The sequence below is a fragment of the Actinoplanes xinjiangensis genome (assembly GCF_003148685.1).
In the GTDB taxonomy this organism is placed as follows: domain Bacteria; phylum Actinomycetota; class Actinomycetes; order Mycobacteriales; family Micromonosporaceae; genus Actinoplanes; species Actinoplanes xinjiangensis.
The window spans coordinates 177,085-194,882 of the sequence record NZ_QGGR01000002.1; the positions used below are offsets into that span (position 1 = coordinate 177,085).

The 17,798-nt window shown below is 70.7% G+C and carries 14 protein-coding genes; 3 read left to right on the forward strand and 11 right to left on the reverse strand.

All coding sequences use genetic code 11. From position 1 onward, the window contains the following. Position 1: 1 nt before the first annotated feature. A complete protein-coding gene (locus BC793_RS04315; protein ID WP_109589402.1) occupies positions 2-754 on the forward strand; it encodes an urease accessory protein UreD in 753 nt (250 codons plus the stop codon). A 43-nt stretch (positions 755-797) separates the two neighbouring features. Here BC793_RS04315 and BC793_RS04320 read toward each other — a convergent pair whose 3' ends face one another. The 8 genes from BC793_RS04320 to BC793_RS04355 all read right to left on the reverse strand — a co-directional run bounded on the left by BC793_RS04320 (position 798) and on the right by BC793_RS04355 (position 11,333). Next, positions 798-1,700 (reverse strand): sigma-70 family RNA polymerase sigma factor, encoded by a 903-nt coding sequence (locus tag BC793_RS04320; RefSeq protein ID WP_109589404.1) that lies wholly within the window; start codon positions 1,698-1,700, stop codon positions 798-800. A 211-nt stretch (positions 1,701-1,911) separates the two neighbouring features. Continuing rightward, positions 1,912-2,166: a hypothetical protein gene (locus BC793_RS04325; protein WP_109589407.1), complete on the reverse strand. Its 255-nt coding sequence runs from the start codon at positions 2,164-2,166 to the stop codon at positions 1,912-1,914. 246 nt (positions 2,167-2,412) lie between these two features. Beyond that, complete coding sequence (locus tag BC793_RS04330; RefSeq protein WP_239170135.1) at positions 2,413-4,395, reverse strand: serine/threonine-protein kinase; 1,983 nt, start codon at positions 4,393-4,395, stop codon at positions 2,413-2,415. Between the two features lie 364 nt (positions 4,396-4,759). After that, positions 4,760-7,486, reverse strand: a complete 2,727-nt coding sequence (gene cphA / locus BC793_RS04335) for a cyanophycin synthetase (protein WP_109589411.1) — start codon at positions 7,484-7,486, stop codon at positions 4,760-4,762. Beyond that, positions 7,483-8,289, reverse strand: a complete 807-nt coding sequence (locus BC793_RS04340) for a cyanophycinase (protein ID WP_109589413.1) — start codon at positions 8,287-8,289, stop codon at positions 7,483-7,485. The genes cphA and BC793_RS04340 overlap by 4 nt, the downstream gene beginning before the upstream one ends. A gap of 54 nt (positions 8,290-8,343) precedes the next feature. After that, positions 8,344-9,273, reverse strand: a complete 930-nt coding sequence (locus BC793_RS04345) for an acyl-ACP desaturase (protein ID WP_109589415.1) — start codon at positions 9,271-9,273, stop codon at positions 8,344-8,346. Positions 9,274-9,310: 37 nt separating this feature from the next. Beyond that, entirely contained in the window at positions 9,311-10,621 is a 1,311-nt protein-coding gene (gene hisS / locus BC793_RS04350) for a histidine--tRNA ligase (RefSeq protein WP_109589417.1), read from the reverse strand. 13 nt (positions 10,622-10,634) lie between these two features. Beyond that, complete coding sequence (locus tag BC793_RS04355; RefSeq protein WP_109589419.1) at positions 10,635-11,333, reverse strand: MBL fold metallo-hydrolase; 699 nt, start codon at positions 11,331-11,333, stop codon at positions 10,635-10,637. Between the two features lie 189 nt (positions 11,334-11,522). On the opposite strand from BC793_RS04355, the gene BC793_RS04360 reads away from it, so the two are divergent. Together BC793_RS04360 and BC793_RS04365 are read left to right on the forward strand one after the other, a co-directional pair. Continuing rightward, complete coding sequence (locus BC793_RS04360) at positions 11,523-12,401, forward strand: peptidylprolyl isomerase (protein WP_109589421.1); 879 nt, start codon at positions 11,523-11,525, stop codon at positions 12,399-12,401. A 35-nt stretch (positions 12,402-12,436) separates the two neighbouring features. Then, the gene (locus BC793_RS04365) at positions 12,437-13,321 is read left to right on the forward strand and encodes a peptidylprolyl isomerase (protein WP_109590314.1); all 885 of its coding nucleotides are present in this window, start codon (positions 12,437-12,439) and stop codon (positions 13,319-13,321) included. A 154-nt stretch (positions 13,322-13,475) separates the two neighbouring features. Here the strand turns inward: BC793_RS04365 and BC793_RS04370 are convergent, their stop codons facing one another. From BC793_RS04370 to secF, 3 genes are all read right to left on the reverse strand, one after another. Next, entirely contained in the window at positions 13,476-15,875 is a 2,400-nt protein-coding gene (locus BC793_RS04370) for a RelA/SpoT family protein (protein WP_109589424.1), read from the reverse strand. 133 nt (positions 15,876-16,008) lie between these two features. After that, entirely contained in the window at positions 16,009-16,551 is a 543-nt protein-coding gene (locus BC793_RS04375) for an adenine phosphoribosyltransferase (RefSeq protein WP_109589426.1), read from the reverse strand. A gap of 79 nt (positions 16,552-16,630) precedes the next feature. Further along, entirely contained in the window at positions 16,631-17,797 is a 1,167-nt protein-coding gene (secF, locus tag BC793_RS04380) for a protein translocase subunit SecF (RefSeq protein ID WP_109589428.1), read from the reverse strand. Between the last annotated feature and the right edge of the window lies 1 nt (position 17,798).

Genomic DNA, 17,798 nt, shown 5'->3' on the forward strand with positions numbered 1-17,798 from the left:
GATGCGGGCGGAAGCCGGGATCGTCGCGGAGCGCGACGACCGGGGCGGGACCCGGCTCGCCGTGCTGCGCGGCGAGTCGCCGTTGCTGCTGCGCCGGACCGGGCGACCGGACGGCGGCGGCGTGACGGTTCATCTGGTCGGCGGCGCGGCCGGTCCGCTACGCGGCGACGAGCTGCGGCTGGACGTCGTGGTGGAGCCGGGTGCCCGGCTGGAGATACGCAGTGTGGCGGCGTCGCTCGCGCTGCCCGGCCGGCCGGCGCCGCCGTCCCGGCTGACCGTCACCGCGTCGGTGGCGGCCGGTGGAACGCTGCGGTGGCTGCCGGAGCCGCTGATCGCGGCCGCGGGCTGCGATCACGACGTGGTGACGCGGGTGGACGTGGCCGAGGGCGGGACGCTGCTGTGGCGCGACGACCTGGTCTGCGGGCGGCATCGGGAGGCGTCGGGCGCGGTTCGGGCGGACACCCTGATCCGGTACGCCGGGGTCGCGCTCTACCGGCATGAACTCGCCGTCGGGCCGGGCGCCCCGGGCTGGGACGGTGCGGCGGTGCTCGGTGGCGGGCGGGCGATCGGCACGGTGGTCACCGCCGGCCCGGAGCTGCCGGAACCGGCGGTGCTCGGGACGGATGCCGCGGCGATGCGACTGGCCGGGCCGGGAGTCCTGGCGACCGCGGTCGGCGAGGACATCCGGCAGGTGAAGGCGGCGCTCGACCCGTGGTGCGATCCAGCGTCCCGTCGGGCTCTCACCGCTGTCTGAGGCACGCCGAGACAGCGGTGAGAGCCATACCGTGAACCACTTCTCAGGCGGCGACCGCGATGGGTACGCCGTGGCTGTCGGTCAGCGCCAGCCGGGTGTGCAGGCTGCCCTGCTGCGCGACCTTCGCGAAATATTCGCTGCGCCGTCGCTGGAGACAGCCCTTACGCGTTCGTGGTCCCCCCGCGGCCACGGTCAGCAGTTCCGGCGCGAGTGAGCTGTTCAGGCCCTCCCGGAGCAGCCGTAACGCCTCGGTGCGCAGCTGGGAGATCCGGGACTCGGTGACACCGAGCCGGGCCGCCACCTCGCTGAGCGGCTGTTCCTGTAGGAAAGATTCCTGCACCACCTGCCTCAGGCGCTCCGGCAGCGCCTGGATGGCCTGATGCAGATAGCCCAGGCGTTCCCGCTTGAGCAGCAGGTCCTCGGGTCCTTCGGAAGTCTCCGGCACCATCTCCTCTGCCGCTCCGGTGGGGAATCCCTGGAGACTGAGCAGGGAGGCCTTCTGTACGTCGTCCTCGACGCTGGCCAGCTCGTTGACGCCGATGCCGAGCATCTCGGCCACTTCGGCGTCGCTGGGCGTACGGCCGAGCGCTCCGGTGAGTTCCTGGCGGGCGGTGGCGGCACGCCGGGCCCGGGCCCGGACCGATCGGCTGGCCCAGTCCTGTCCACGCAGTTCGTCGAGCAGGGCACCCCGGATCCGGACCGCGGCGAAACGGTGGAAGGGGATGCCACGGGTCACGTCGAAGGACCGGGCCGCGCCGAGCAGGGCCGCGAAGCCGGCGGACGAGAGGTCATCTGCGTGGACATGGCCGGGCACCCGGTTGAGCAGTTCCCGGACCAGATGGCCAACCATCGGCATGTTCTCGCGAATCAGATCCTCGATGTCACGCGCAGAGGGCACGTCGTGAATCAAGCCGATGGTGGCGGGGAGTTCGGTCGTGGTGGTCACGTAGTCCTCCTCGCTGGTACTAACCGGCTGATGAAACCGGCTTACGAGAAGAACAGTGGCCGTCTACGGGTGCAGCGTCAGGCGAACTTGGTTGCATTTGTGGAGTTTTTTCATGAAAAACCTCAGAACCGAGAGGACCACCACGGACCAACGAGGTTTCAAACACGGAACCCGGCCGCTGTGCGCGGCCGGGTTCGCAGAAGCGGGGACGTCAGTGCAGCACCGGGGCACGCAGCGCCGGCACCTCGGCCAGCTCCTCGTGCACCCACGTCATCCGCTGCACCGCGATCTCCGGGTGATCACCGAACTCCTCCGCCACGCCGGCGGCGCAACCGTCGCTGCCGTGCCGCAGGATCATCGCGGTGATCGCCTCCTGCACCGCGACCCCGGAGGGGCTCTCAGACGGCTGGAGGTACGAGACGAAAAGCGCCTCGGCGGCCAGATCCTTCACTGCTGTGCTGATCATTTCTGTCGAACTCCCCGATGTCGACGACCTGCTTGAACTCGGCTGACACCAACGACTTACCCGGGCTCTCGCCCATCATCCGCTCGGGTGCCATACGGGCCGGCAGCCACGCCGTGCCAAAGTGCCGCAATCCGGACTCTCGGATCGGAGCAGAAGCGCCTGTCGGTCTGAGTTCACCGTAGCGCTTCGGTCCGACCTTCTGCCCCCGGTTTTCCACCGCCGATCGGCTCCACCAGCCGACCGTTCCTACGACCCGGTGATCGGGCACTCGTCGATCTCGGCCTCACAGTCGTCGTTCACCGTCGCCGGCGGGGCGGGCGTGGTCGTCGTCGTCTCGACCACCGGATCCGTCGACGGCGGTCCTGCCGAGCTCGGCGGAATCGGGTCGATCGAGACCTTGGTCGTGCCGCCGCCGCCGTTCGTCGGGGTGGTGGTCGTCGTCGAGCTGCCCCCGCCACCCGGGGTGGTGGTGACGGTCGGTTTCGACGTGGCGGTCCGGGTCGGCGTGGGCGGGATCTGCACGCTGCCGCTCGGGCCGACCGAGATGCCCGGTGACGTGGACGGGTCGGCGATGCGGGCGCCGCCGCCCTCCAGGTGCTCGACCGGCCGGGCGGGCTGGCCCGGCACGGCCGACACGTACGTCTCGCAGGTCTCGCCGTTGAGCTTGAAGACCAGCGGGGCCAGGTTGCTCTCGGCGTAGCGCCCGGTGATCTGCATGCTGGCGGTGCGCTTCGGCTTGAGCGCGGCCTTCGAGGTCAGGCGGACTTCCCGGTCCTCCTGGGTGAGGGCGACCTTGCCGTTGCCGGAGAGCGTCTGGTCACCGGGCAGCAGGAACCACAGGTCCCACCCGTCGACCGGGGTGTCGGCCCGGTTGGCCAGCGTCACCTGCGCCTTGAACTTGACGCCGTCGTCCGACCAGACCGCGTAACTGACCACACACTCGCCGGAGACCTTGACCACGGCGGGACCGGGCGTCCCGAGAGCCTGCGGATTCCCGGTACGCGACTGGCCGAGGGCCGTCCAGCCGTAGGTCAGGGCGCTCAGGACGGCGACCGTGCCGGCGACCACGAGCACCCGGCGGATACTCACGCGCGCACGGGTCGGCGGGCGGCCGGCCGGCGGCGCCGACGACGGCCCGGTGGCACCGTGCCGCAACGGCGGAGCAGCCGACGGAGTACGGGCGGGCGGCACCAGCGACCCGGGATCCACCGTGGGCGCCGGTTTCGGGCCGGTCGTCGCCTCCGCACCCACGGTGGACATCCCGCCCGCCGCCATGCTCGCCGCCTCGGCCGCCGGGCCGAACCCCGAATACGGGTAACCGGACGGCAGGATGAAGGTGTCCTCGCCGTCCTCCCAGGCCGCCTCGAAACCGGAGGTGACCAGCGGCGCCCCGGCCGAGATCGTGGCGAGCGCACCGGCCAGCTCGGCGCTGGACGGCCGGTCGACGGGGTGTTTCTCCAGGCACCGGGCGATCAGGGCGTCGACCGACTGCGGCAGCCCGTCCACCGGGGGCAGCGGCTCGGGCTCCACGTACTGGTGGGCGCGCAGCAGGGCGGTGGTGGTGCCGACGTCCCACGGCAGCTGGCCGATCAGCATGCGGTAGATGAGCAGGCCGACCGCGTAGACGTCGGTGGCCGGGCTGACCTGGCCGCCCTCCAGCCGCTCGGGGGCGAGGTAGGCCGGGGTGCCCATCAGGCTGCCGTCGGGGTCGGTGTCGTTCTCCCCGATCAGGGCCGAGATGCCGAAGTCGACCACCTTGGCGCCGGACGGGGTGAGCATCACGTTGGCCGGGGTCACGTCACGGTGCACGATGCCCCGGGAGTGCGCCGAGGCCAGCGCTGCCGCGACCTCGGCGGCGATCCGCGCCGCGGTGGGCCACGGCAGGGTCCGCACCCGGGCCAGGACGGCGGCCAGCGACTCGCCGTCCACGAGCTCCATCACGACGTAGGGGACCGGCTCACCGTCGACGGTGGTGGCCTCGCCGTAGTCGTACACATTGGTGATGTGGGGATGGGTGAGCCGCGCCGCCGCCTGGGCCTCCGCGCGCAGCCTGCGCCGGAACGACGGGTCGGCGCTCGTCGACGGTGGAAGGACCTTGACCGCGACCTGCCGCCCGAGCACCTCGTCGAACCCACGCCAAACCACTGACATCCCGCCGGCGCCGAGACGCTCGACCAGTCGATACCGACCGGCGAGCAGTCCCGAACCGGGCAGGTCCGCCGTGCTCATGTGCCCCCACATGCGCGCTTGAAGAAGAGAACGTCGGACCGCACCGCCATGCCGTCCGACGCCGGGCGAGTCGGGCCCGACCATCGGACTCCGAGCATCCCCCATCGACGGCGAGGATGTTAGTCCCTATCAGCCGTCAGTTCGACCCATCACCAAGGCGGTCCACCTGCGCGTCATCACCGTGCGTCGGCCCTCGGGAACACCCCTGGAGAGTGAACTGCGGAGCGGAGTGTGACCGAGTGGATGCGTAATGCCCGGTTCGTCAGAACTTTCACTCTCCACCGATCGGGTGAGTCCATGACAGAGGGACTCACTGTCGGTCAATGGATGGCTACGCAGAGAGATCATGGCTGTCCATGATCTGTCAACTGCGGACGGGCGTTCCGACCCGCCGTGCCGGATGGCGGGACGGCAGTGCGGCCACCCCGGCCCGCACCGGTGTCCCCCCGGCCGGGGTGGCACCCAGCTCGGTCAACCAGGCCCGCATCGGCGCCCACTCCTCGAAGATCACCAGCACCACCTCACCCGGGACCGCCAGCCGCAGCGCCGCGGTCACGGCGTCCCGGTAACCGTCCGCCCGCACCGCGGTCAGCTGCGGCCGGCGGGCCCGCATCTCCCGCTCGACCAGACCGGACACCTCACCGGGTGCCCGGCCCCGCGGGTCGGTGTCCTCGTAGAGCACCACCCGGGTCAGGCCGTCGGCCAGCACCTGCGCCGAGGCGGCCAGCAGGTCGTCGCGCCGGTCCCCGGGCAGGGTCACCGCGGCCACACAGCGCTCCGCGCCCCACAGCCGGTGCAGGGTCCGCAGCGTGGCGGCCAGGGCGGCCGGATTGTGGGCGTAGTCCACGAACACCGAGACATCACCCAGGCGGAACAGGGTGCCCCGGCCCGGGTTCGCCACGATCGGGTCGAACTCGGCCAGCCGGTCGGCCAGGTTCTCCGGACGGGCCCCGAGCGCCCGGGCGGCGGCGATCGCGGCCAGGGTGTTGGCCGCCACGTGCAGGGCCGCTCCCCCGTACGCCCCCGGCACCTCGGCCAGCCGCACCAGCGGCATCCGCCGCGCACCCGTCGCCTGCACCAGCCAGCCGTCGTGCAGCACGTAGGCCGCGCCGCCCCGGGTCAGATGCTCGGTCAGCACCGGGCTCTCCGCGTCCAGGGAGAACCAGACCAGGCGCTTGCGGTCGGCCCGGACCCGCGGCCGGGCGGCCAGGCTGCGCACCCACGGGTCGTCGGCGTTGAGGACCAGCGTCCCGCCGTCGCGGACGCGCTCGGCCACCACCGCCTTGACGTGCGCCAGGTCCTCCACCGAGTGCAGCCCGTCCTGGCCCAGGTGGTCGGCGGTGATGTTGGTGATCACTCCGACGTCCGACCAGTCGTAGCCGAGACCGCGCCGGAGCAGGCCGCCGCGGGCCGTCTCGAGGACCGCCACCTCGACGTGCGGGTCACCGAGCACCATCTGCGCCGACCGCGGCCCGGTGGCGTCGGCCACCTGGATGGTGCGCCCGTCGATGACCACCCCGTCGGTGCTGGTCACGCCGGCCCGGATACCGCTGCCGGTGAGCAGGTGGGCGATCAGCCGGGTCACCGTCGTCTTGCCGTTGGTGCCGGTCACCGCCACCGCCGGGATCCGCCCGTCCGAGCCGCCCGGGAACATCGCCCGGACGATCGCGTCGCCCACGTCCCGGGGCCGGCCGTGCGCCGGTGCCAGGTGCATGCGCAGCCCCGGAACGGCGTTGACCTCGATCACCCCGGCGGTCGCCGGCCCACCGTCGGCCCGCAGCGGGTTGCCGATGTCCGGCAGCCTCAGGTCGATGCCGGCGATGTCCAGGCCGGTCAGAGCGACGATCCGCTGGCACAGCCGGGTCACGTCCGGATGCACCTGGTCGGTGACGTCCCGGCTGGTGCCCCCGGTGGACAGGTTCGCGGTGTCGCGCAGCCACACCGTCTCGCCGGCGGCCGGGACCGACGCCCTGGTCCGCCCGGCCCGCCGCAGCACGCGGTCGGTGGCCTCGTCCAGGTCGATCCGGGTGAGCACCCGGGAGTGCCCGGGCCCGCGCCGGGGGTCGGCGTTGACCTGTTCGACCAGTTCGGCGACGGTGGCCGTACCGTCGCCGGTGACGTGCGCGGCGACCCGCTCGGCGGCCGCCACCACCTCGCCGGAGATCACCAGCACCCGGTAGTCACGCCCGTCGAGCTGCTGCTCCACCACGGCCTCACCGCCGACCGCGGCGAACGCGGTGGCCACCTCGTCCGCCGTGGTCAGGTGCAGGGCCACGTCGCGGCCCTGGCGGCCGTGCCGGGGCTTGACCACGACCGGCCCCGCCAGCCCGGCGAACAGCCGCAGAGCGTCCTGGACGGTGGCGGCCGCGCCGCCCGGGGCGACCGGGATGCCGGCCTCGTCGAGCAGCCGCCGGGTGACGTGCTTGTCGCCGGCGATGTCCACGCCGACGGCACTGGTGCGGTCGGTCATCGCGGCCCAGGCGAGCCGCCGGCGGTGGCCCCACCCGAGCCGGACCAGGCTGAGGTCGTCGAACCGCTCCACCGGGATGCCACGGCGCCGGGCCGCCGTGATGATCGAGCGGGTACTGGGCCCGGTGGCCTCCCGCTCGGCCAGTTCGGCGAGCCCGGCGAGCCGGTGCGACAGCGTGGCGGCGGACGGCCCGGCACCCCCGTGCACCTCGACTACCAGGGCGATCGCGGCCTCGAACAGCTCCAGGGGCACCGGTGATTCGGGGGACTCGTCGACCGGGCACTCCATGATCACGTCGTAGGTGCCGGTCTCCCCGGCTCCGACGGTACGGCCGAAGCTGACGTCCCGGCCGATCAGCTGGGACAGTTCGATGGCCACGTGCTCGGTGACGTGCCCGAAGTAGGTGCCACCGCGCAGCCGGCTGACGAAGCCGCCGGGCGCCCCGGCCGCGCAGTGGTGCTCGGCCAGGCCGGGCAGGGCGCGCAGCAGACGCTCGGTGAACCCGGTGACATCGGCCGTCTCCACCCCCGCCAGGTCGTCCAGGAGCAGCCGGGCCACCACGGCGGGCCGGGAGAGATAGACGTTGGGGCCGCGTAGACGGCGCAGACTTTCGATCTTCATGCGGCTCGTTCCCGTTCTGGGGAAGGCGGGCCGGTGACGGGTCGGCGGCCCGTGAGGTGAAAGGTGCAGCCGGCCGGCAGCACATGGATACGGGCACCGGCGAGCGCGATCGGCCCGGACGGCGGCACCCGGATGTCGGTGGCGGCGCCGGCGTCCACCACCGTCACCGCCCCCCTGCCGAGGACCTCGAAACTGTCGCCCCCGGTCAGGATGGCGGTGTCCTCGTCGATGCCCACGCCCAGTTCGTGGGGGTAGCGGGCGACCGCGCTGAGCAGCCGGTTGAGCCGGCCCCGCTCGGCGAAGTGCTGGTCGATCAGTACGCACGGCAGGAACTCGAGCCCGGGCCCGGTGCGCACGCTGTCCGCGGTCACCCCGGGACGATCCCCGCCGGTGATCATGGTGGCCGACATCATCGCCGCTCCCGCGCTGGTCCCGGCCAGGATCACCCGGCCCTCGGCCACCAGCGCGTGCAGCAGGGTGTCGACGGTGGTGCCACCCAGGACGGTGATGATGCGCTCCTGATCGCCGCCGGTGAAGAAGACGCCGGTGGCGTCGCGCAGCGCGGCCTCGACCTCGGGGGCGTTCGCGTCGGCACGGCAGGCGAGAGGCAGGGCGCGGACCGCGCCGGCACCCAGGCCTTGAAAGCTCTCGCGGTACGCCGTCCCGGTCTCCTCCGGGGAATCACTGGCCGTCGCGATGACCACGATCCGGGCGTCGGCCGCTCCGGCCAGCTCGACGAACCGTGCCAGCAGGTCCGGACCGGCAGCCCCGCCCATGATCAGCAGCCGGCTGTTCCCCTCCATACTGCTGAGGTTAATCGGAACAAAACCGAAACATCCGGGCAATCCGAATGCGGCTCAGCTTTCGCCGTGCCTCCGGCGCCGGGCTTCGCGCTTCTCCTCGAACCGGGCCGCCTGGGTCTCCAGCTCACTCATCTGTGCGGCCAGCTCCTCCCGGGCACGCTCGCCGTCACCGCGCAGGTCGGTACGGTCCCAGACGTTCCACTGGCGCAGCACCGGTGCCAGCACCTCGTCACGGTGCTGGCGCAGGTCGTAGATGCCGGCCAGCGCGATCAGGATCGCCTTGCGGCCGAACCCGGCGATGTTCGCCCCCGGCATCCGGAAGTCCGCCGTCACGTTCGCGACCGCCCGCATCGCCTGGTCCGGCGCCAGCTCGAAGGCCGCCGCCAGCAGATTGCGGTAGAAGACCATGTGCAGGTTCTCGTCCGCCGCGACCCGGGTGAGCAACTGCTCGGCGATCGGGTCGCCGGTCGCCCGGCCGGTGTTGCGGTGCGAGATCCGGGTGGCCAGCTCCTGGAACGCGACGTAGGCGATCGAGTGCAGCACCTCGTGGCCGTGGACGTTGACGTAGCCGGACTGCATGTGATCCATCCGGGCCCGCTCCAGCTCGACCGGGTCCACGCCGCGGGTGACCGTCAGGTAGTCGCGGATCGCGACGCCGTGCCGTCCCTCCTCCGCGGTCCACCGGTGCACCCAGGTGCCCCACGCGCCGTCCCGCCCGAAGAGCGTGGCGATCTCGTGGTGGTAGGAGGGCAGGTTGTCCTCGGTCAGCAGGTTCACGATCAGCGCGGTCCGCGCCACGTCCGGCAGCTTCGAGTCGTCCGGCCGCCACGGCTCGCCGCCGAGCAGCCCGTCGAAGGTGCGGCCCTCGCTCCACGGCACGTACTCGTGCGGGAACCACTCCTTGGCGAGCGCCAGGTGCCGGTCGAGGTTGGTGGCGACGACCGGCTCCAGCTCGGTCAGCAGCGCGGTCTGGTCCAGCGGCATCCGATCACGGTAACCGCCGGACCAGCAACACGTAGCGTCAGCGCGCAGACACGTTCGGGTAGAGGTCGGCGGCCGGTGGCTGCCAGGTCGCCGCGTCCACCTCCACCTGCTCACCGGAGCGGATGTCCTTGACCGTGTCCGGCTCCCCGGGGAACCAGACGTACGGGATGCCCCGCCGGTCGGCGTACTGGATCTGCTTGCCGAATTTCGCCGCCGTCGGCGCCACCTCGGTCGCGATGCCCCGGCCCCGCAGCGCCGCCGCGATCCGGTCGCACTCGACCCGTTTGTCGTCGCTGGCCAGGGCGATCACGACACACGTCGGCACCGACCGGGAGACGGTCAGCGCGTCCTGGCCGAAGAGCAGGCCGAGCAGGCGCGACACACCGATCGAGATGCCGACACCCGGGAAGCGGGTGTTGCCGACCGACGCCAGGTTGTCGTACCGCCCGCCGGAGGTGATCGACCCGAACCGCTCGTAGCCCTGCAGCACCGTCTCGTACACCGTGCCGGTGTAGTAGTCCAGCCCACGGGCGATCTTCAGCTCGGCCCGCACCAGGCCCGGCGCGTGCTCGTTCGCCGTCTCGACGACCTGGAGCAGCTCGCCCAGACCCTCGTCCAGCAGCGGGTCGGTGACCCCGAGAGCACGGACCCGGTCGACGAACGAGCCGTCGGTCGCCGAGATCGCGGCCAGCGCCAGGCAGGCCGCGGCCTGCGCGTCGGTGGCACCGGCCGTCTCGACCAGAGCCGCCGCCACCTTCTCCGGGCCGATCTTGTCGAGCTTGTCCACCGTACGCAGCACCTGCGCGGTGTCGGCAAGACCGAGACCGCGGTAGAAGCCCTCACAGACCTTGCGGTTGTTGACCAGGATCACCGCGTCCGGGATGGGCAGTGACTTGAAGACGTCGCCGATCACCAGCGGCATCTCGGTGTCGAAGTGGAACGGCAGGGTGTCCCGGTTCACCACGTCGATGTCGGCCTGAAGGAACTCCCGGTAGCGCCCCTCCTGCGGGCGCTCACCGCGCCACACCTTCTGGATCTGGTACCGCTTGAACGGGAACTGGAGCTTGCCGTTGTTCTCCGTGACGAACCGTGCGAACGGGACCGTCAGGTCGAAGTGCAGGCCGAGCTGGTCGTCCCGCTTGGCGTTCTCCTCCTCCTGGAGCCGGTGCAGCAGGTAGACCTCCTTGGAGGTCTCGCCCTTGCTGAGCAGGGTCTCCAGCGGCTCGACCGCGCGCGTCTCCAGCGACGCGTAGCCGTACAGCTCGAAGGTGGACCGGATCCTGTCGAGCACCTGCTGTTCGATGATGCGCTGGGGCGGCAGCCACTCGGGAAAGCCGGAAATGGGCACTGTTCGCTCTCTTCTACAGGAAGCGGCCGGGCGCGGCGATCAGGTCCCGCAGGTACGGGTTCGACGCGCGCTCACGGCCGATGGTGGTGGCCGGTCCGTGGCCGGGCAGCACGACGGTGTCGTCGGCCAGCGGCAGGATCTTGTCCCGCAGGCTGGTCATCATCGTCGGGGTGCTGCCACCCGGCAGGTCGGTGCGCCCGATCGAGCCCGCGAAGAGCACGTCCCCGGAGAGACAGAGCTCCTCGGCGTCCCACGAGGAGCCCGCACCCGGCAGGCGGAACAGCACCGACCCGCCGGTATGGCCCGGCGCGTGGTCGACGGTCACCTCGAGGCCCGCGATGGTGAGAACCGCGCCGTCGGTCAGCTCCGCCACGTCGTCCGGCTCGGTGTAGGGCAGGCGGCCGCCGAACATCGCGGTCAGGTCGGCACTCAGGCCCTTGGCCGGATCGGCCAGCATCTCGCGGTCGTCGGGGTGCACATAGGCGGTGATGCCGCGCGCGCCGCAGACCGGCGCCACCGAGAAGGTGTGATCCAGGTGCCCGTGCGTGAGCAGCACCGCGGCCGGCGACAGACGGTGCTGCGCCAGGGTCTGCTCGAGCTGGTCCAGCACACCGATGCCCGGATCGACCACCAGGCACTGCTCCCCCGGACCGGCGGCCACCACATAGCAGTTGGTGCCGAAGGCCTGGGCCGGAAAGCCGGTGACGAGCACGAGGGCAACCTCTCAGGGATCGGGTGCGAATCGTAACGAGAGTAGCCGGGCGGGCGCACGCCACTTTCTCAGGAGGTACCCGTACACTCTTGCGGGCGTGTGGCGTGCCGCACCCCTTGACATGCAGAGGTGCTCCTGTGATTCCGGGCAGGCGTTCCTGTGATCCCAGGTAGGGAAGGACAGCGTTCGGTGGCTTCCAGCAAGGACCGGCAGCGCAAGCTCGCGCGGGCCAAATTCGACCGGCAGCAGACGCGCCGGGCTGAGCGCGAGCGCCGCCGTCGCCGGATCTCGGCAGGCGTCGGCACCACCCTCGCGGTCCTGCTCATCGCCGCGGGCGGCGCCTGGATCGGTGGTGCCTTCGACAAAGAGGAGCCGACCACCGACCCGAGCGCGCTCGACAGGTGCCTGTGGACACCCCTGGCCACGGAGAGCAACCCCGACCTCAAGAACGTCGGCACACCGCCCACGAAGGACATTCCCGAGTCCGGCACCGAGACCATGACGATCAGCACCGACAAGGGCGCCCCGATCGTCGTCGACATCGACGTGGCGGCTTCGACCTGTGCCGCCGCCAGCTTCTCGTACCTGGCGGGAAAGCAGTTCTTCGACAACACCGAGTGCCACGAGCTCACCACCGAGGGCGCGGTGCGCTGCGGCGACCCGAGCGGCACCGGGCAGGGTGGGCCGACCTACAGCTACTACGACGAGAACCCGCCGCTCGCCCCGACACCGGAGCCGAGCGCCTCGGCGGCCCCGACCGTGCTCTACCCCAAGGGCACCGTCGCCGTGATCGGTAACCCGAAGGGCGTGAACGGCAGCCAGTTCCTGATCTTCCACAAGGACTTCGCCACCGCCGACCCCCAGTACTCGATCCTCGGCAAGGTCACCGGCGGTCTGGACACCCTCGCGGCGATCGCCAAGATCCCGACGGTGGAGAACAGTGCCGGCGACAAGGTCAAACCGAAGGACAAGATCACCATCAAGACTTTGACCGTCGGCACGGCAGCCCCCGGCACGACCCCATCCGCGGCTGCCAGCGCCGCCCCCTCGACAGGCGCGCAGTCATGAGCACTGAAGGCAGAGACAGCAGCATGGAGGACACCGTGTCGTCGATCAAGGACCGGCAGCGCGCGGCGGCGCGTGCCCGGCTGGAGAAGGAGATGGCCGAGCGCTCGGCGGCCGCCCGCAAACGCCGGCAGCGGCAGGCGATCATCGGATCGGCCCTCGCGGTCGTGGTCATCGCCGGCGCGGCGTTCTTCGTCGTCCAGGCGATGAAGGACGACAAGGGCACCGAGACGTCGGCCGCTCCGGAGGCCTCGGCCAGCACCGGCGCCGAGCCGGCGGCGAGCCTGCCCCCGGCCGGCCCCGGCACGGTCAACTGCGTCTGGACGCCGTCCGACGAGGCCGGCGGCGGCAAGGTCAAGGACGTCGGCACCCCGCCGTTCAACGTGCCGAACACCGGCAAGTCGACCCTGACGTTCGAGACCAGCCTCGGTGCCATCTCGGCCGACATCGACCTCAGCAAGGCCCCGTGCACCGGCGCCAGCTTCAAGCACCTGGCCGAGAAGAAGTTCCTCGACAACACCAAGTGCCACCGGCTGGTCAACAAGGACGGCTTCAAGGTCCTCCAGTGCGGCGACCCGTTCGCCACCGGCGAGGGCTACCGCGACACCGACGGCACCGGCGGCCCGAGCTACACCATGGTCGAGGAGAACCTGCCGACCGACGACAAGAAGCCGTACCCGGCGGGCTCGATCGCGATGGCCAACACCGGCGCGCCCGGCAGCACCGGCAGCCAGTTCTTCATCTGCTCCGAGGACACCGTGCTCCCGGCGAACTACACGCTGCTCGGCACAATCAACAAGGGCCTGAACATCGTCCGCGACGTGGTCAAGGCCGGCGACGACGGCGCCTTCGAGCCCTCGCCCGGTGGCGGACGGCCGAAGACCGAGGTCGTCATCAAGACGATGACGCTCACCGCGGCCTGATCTGACGTACGACGAAGGGCGAGCCCCGCGGGGCTCGCCCTTCGTCGTATCCGTCGTTGGTCGGCGTCGTACCCGTCGTTGGTCGGCGTCGTATCCGTCGTTGGTCGGCGTCGTACCCGTCGTTTGATCGGCGTCGGAGCCGTCGTTGGTCGGCTCAGGCGCCGGAGGTCACCCGGTAGGCGTCGAAGACGCCGTCCACCTTACGCACCGCCGCGACCAGGTGACCCAGGTGCTTCGGGTCGGCCATCTCGAAGGTGAAGCGGCTCACGGCCACCCGGTCCCGCGTGGTGGTGACCGTCGCGGACAGGATGTTGACCCGCTCCTCGGACAGCACCCTGGTCACGTCGGCCAGCAGCTTGTGCCGGTCGAGCGCCTCCACCTGGATCGCCACCAGGAACGTGGACGCCGACGTCGGTTTCCAGCTGACCTCGACCATCCGCTCGCTCTGGTCCCGCAGGTCCTCGGCGTTGGCACAGTCGTCACGGTGCACACTCACCCCGCCGGAGCGGGTGACGAACCCGAAGACCGCGTCGCCGGGAACCGGGGTGCAGCAGCGGGCCAGTTTCACCCAGACGTCCGAGACGCCCTTCACCACGACACCGGGGTCCTGGGCCTGACTGCGGTTGCGGGGCGGACGGGTCGCGACGGCGGTCTCGGCGATGTCCTCGACCGCGCCCTCCTCACCGCCGAACCCGGCGACGAGTTTCTGCACCACCGACTGGGCGGAGACCGCGTTCTCCCCGACTGCGGCATAGAGCGACGCCACGTCCGGCAGATGCAGGTCGCGGGCGATCGTCATGAGGTTCTCGCTGGTCAGCATGCGCTGCAGGGGCAGGCCCTGCTTGCGCATCGCCTTGACGATCCCCTCCTTGCCGTCCTCGATCGCCTCCTCGCGGCGCTCCTTGTTGAAGTACTGCCGGATCTTCGTCCGGGCGCGCGGGCTCTTCACGAAGCCGAGCCAGTCCTGCGTGGGACCGGCCGTCGCCGACTTGGACGTGAAGATCTCGATCACGTCGCCGTTGGACAGCGGCGACTCCAGCGGCACCAGCTTGCCGTTGACCCGTGCGCCGATGCACTTGTGCCCGACCTCGGTGTGCACCGCATACGCGAAGTCCACCGGGGTCGAGCCGGTCGGCAGCGGGATCACGTCGCCCTTCGGCGTGAAGACGTAGACCTCCTGGCTGGAGAGGTCGAACCGCAACGCGTCCAGGAACTCGGACGGGTCGCTGGCCTCCCGCTGCCAGTCGAGCAGCTGCCGCAGCCAGGTCATCTCGTCGATGTGCGCCGGCGGGCCGACGATCGTCGCGCCCTTCTGCTCCTTGTACTTCCAGTGCGCGGCGATGCCGAACTCCGCCGTACGGTGCATCGCGAAGGTCCTGATCTGCATCTCGACCGGCTTGCCGGTCGGGCCGATCACCGTCGTGTGCAACGACTGGTACATGTTGAACTTCGGCATCGCGATGTAGTCCTTGAACCGGCCCGGCACCGGCTGCCAGTTCGCGTGGATGACGCCCAGCGCGGCATAGCAGTCGCGGACCGTGTCGACCAGGATGCGCACGCCGACCAGGTCGTAGATGTCGTTGAAGTCGCGGCCCCGCACGATCATCTTCTGATAGATCGAGTAGAGGTGCTTGGGCCGGCCGGTCGTCTCGGCCTTGATCTTCGCCGACTTGAGGTCGAGCTGGACCCGGTTGGTCACCTGGCGCAGCAGCGCCTCACGCTGCGGCTGGTGCTCCCCGATCAGGCGGTTGATCTCCTCGAACCGCTTGGGGAACAGGGTGCCGAACGCCAGGTCCTCCAGCTCCCACTTGATCGTGTTCATACCGAGGCGGTGAGCCAGCGGAGCCAGGATCTCCAGCGTCTCCTTGGCCTTCTGCTCCTGCTTGGGGCGGGGCAGGAAGGTCAGGGTGCGCATGTTGTGCAGCCGGTCGGCCAGCTTGATCACCAGCACGCGCGGGTCCTTGGCCATGGCCACGACCATCTTGCGGATCGTCTCCGCCTTCGCCGCGTCGCCGAGCTTGACCCGATCGAGTTTCGTCACGCCGTCGACGAGCAGCGCCACCTCGGCGCCGAAGTCGTTACGCATGCTCTCCAGCGAGTAGTCGGTGTCCTCGATGGTGTCGTGCAGCAGCGCCGCGACCAGGGTGGTGGTGTCCATGCCCAGGTTGGCCAGGATCGTCGCGACCGCGAGCGGATGCGTGATGTACGGGTCGCCGGACTTCCGGTACTGCCCGGAGTGCCACCGGGCCGCGACGTCGAACGCCTTCTGCAGCGCCCGGGCGTCGGCCTTGGGATGACTGGCCCGATGTGTCGCGATCAGCGGCTCCAGAACCTCGCTGACCTGCGTGCTCTGCCACGGCGCGTTGAACCGGGCGAGACGGGCGCGGACCCGCCGCCCGGTCGGGGCACCGGCCAGACCGGCGAAACCGCTGCCTGGCTCGTCGGCAGGCGCGAGTGGCTGGGTGGTGGTCTCAGGATCGCCAGTCGGGCTCTCGCCCGAGCTCTGGGTCGGTTGCACCGTGCCCTCCGCCGGAGGGGCGACGTCGCTGGACACCGGCCTCCTCACACGTTCGCCGGGATCATCTGGTCTGTTCGGAACGCCCATCCTACCCGCACCGCCTCACCGAATACCCCGGCCGAACCTACGAATAAGCAGGTCCCACCGGGCGGATAACATCGAAGACGGATCAAACGGTCAACAGCGCGTGTACCTTACGCGGGCTGAGCCGCTCCCGGCCGTCGAGGAACCCGAGCTCCATCAGCACGGTGAAGCCCGCGACCACCCCGCCGGCCCGCTCGACCAGATCCATGGTCGCACCCGCCGTGCCGCCCGTGGCGAGCACGTCGTCGACCACCAGGACGCGCTGTCCGGGCACGAACGCGCCCTCGCTGACCTCCAGGGTGGCCTCGCCGTATTCCAGCCCGTACGACGCGGAGAAGGCCGGTCGTGGCAGTTTCCCGGCCTTGCGGACCGGGACGACACCGGTGCCGGTCGCATAGGCGATCGCCGCCGCCACCACGAAGCCACGCGCCTCGACCCCGGCCACCACGTCGAACGACCCGGCGCCCCAGTGGGCGACGATGCCGTCGACGACCTTGCGGAACGTCGGCCCGTCACCGAAGAACGGCATCAGATCCTTGAAGACGATGCCCGGTTTGGGGAAGTCCGGCACATCGACGGTGCCTCCGGCGACCAGGGCCGCCAACTCCGGGCCGCTGTCGCCGGTCATCTCGCTAGTCACGGCGGACAGCCTAATGGAACGGCCCGCCACCCCCTCGGGGCGGCGGGCCGTCGCCCGTGCAGGAAGATCAGCGGCGCTTGCCGCCGGGCCGGTTGCCGGCCCCACCCTGACGCTTGGCCACCGGGCGCGCGCCCGGCCGCGGGGTGGTGCCGCCGGCGAACGCCGGGACCTCGTCCGACCCGGTGCGGTTGCCCGGACGGGTACGGTCGCCGCCGGCCGCCACGTCCTCGGACCGCTGTGCCCGGCGGGCCAGCACCCGGGCGTTGTGCGACTTGATCCGCGGCTCCCGGTCCTTCACGTAGCTGAGCAGCGGGGCGGCGAAGAAGATCGACGAATAGACGCCGATACCCATGCCGACGAAGAGCACCAGACCCAGGTCCTTCAGGGTGCCCGCGCCGAGCATGCCGGCGCCGATGAAGAGCACGCCACCGACCGGCAGCATCGCCACCAGGCTGGTGTTCAGCGAACGCATCAGGGTCTGGTTGATGGCCAGGTTGGTCGCCTCACCGTAGGTGCGGGTGCTGCCCGCGGTGATACCGCGGGTGTTCTCCTGCACCTTGTCGAAGACGACGACCACGTCGTAGAGCGAATAACCGAGGATCGTCAGGAAGCCGATCACCGTGTACGGCGTGAGCTCGAAGCCGACCAGCGAGTAGACGCCCGCGGTGAACGTCAGGTCGACCAGCAGCGAGGCGAACGCCGCCAGCGCCATCCGCCACTCGAACAGGACGATCAGGTAGGCCGTCACCAGCAGCAGGAAGATCACCAGGCCCAGTACGGCCTTCTGGATGACCGTGCCACCCCATGCGGACGAGACCTGGCTGTCGCTGATCTGCGTCACGTCGATGCCGAGATCCGCGGCGAGAGCCGCTTTGGCCTCCTGCATCTCCGCCGCGGACAACTCCGAAGAACGGATCTTGAAGGTGCCGTCCGCACCGTCGCCGACCTTCTGCGCCGCCTTGACCTCGGCGTCCGGGTCCACCCCGTCGACGGCCTTGGTCACCGACCCCTCGATCTGCTCCTGGGTGAGGGTCTTCCCGGCCACCTGCGTCGGGACGATGAACTCACTGCCGCCGGCGAATTCGATGCCGAGCTGGAAACCCCGGGTCAGGATGCTGCCGAGCGCGACGATCACCATGACCGCCACGACGGCGAACCACATGTTGCGGCGGCCGACGATCCGAAGATTTGCTTCACCCTGGTAGAGCCGTGAAGCGAGACTGTTCTTGGCCATC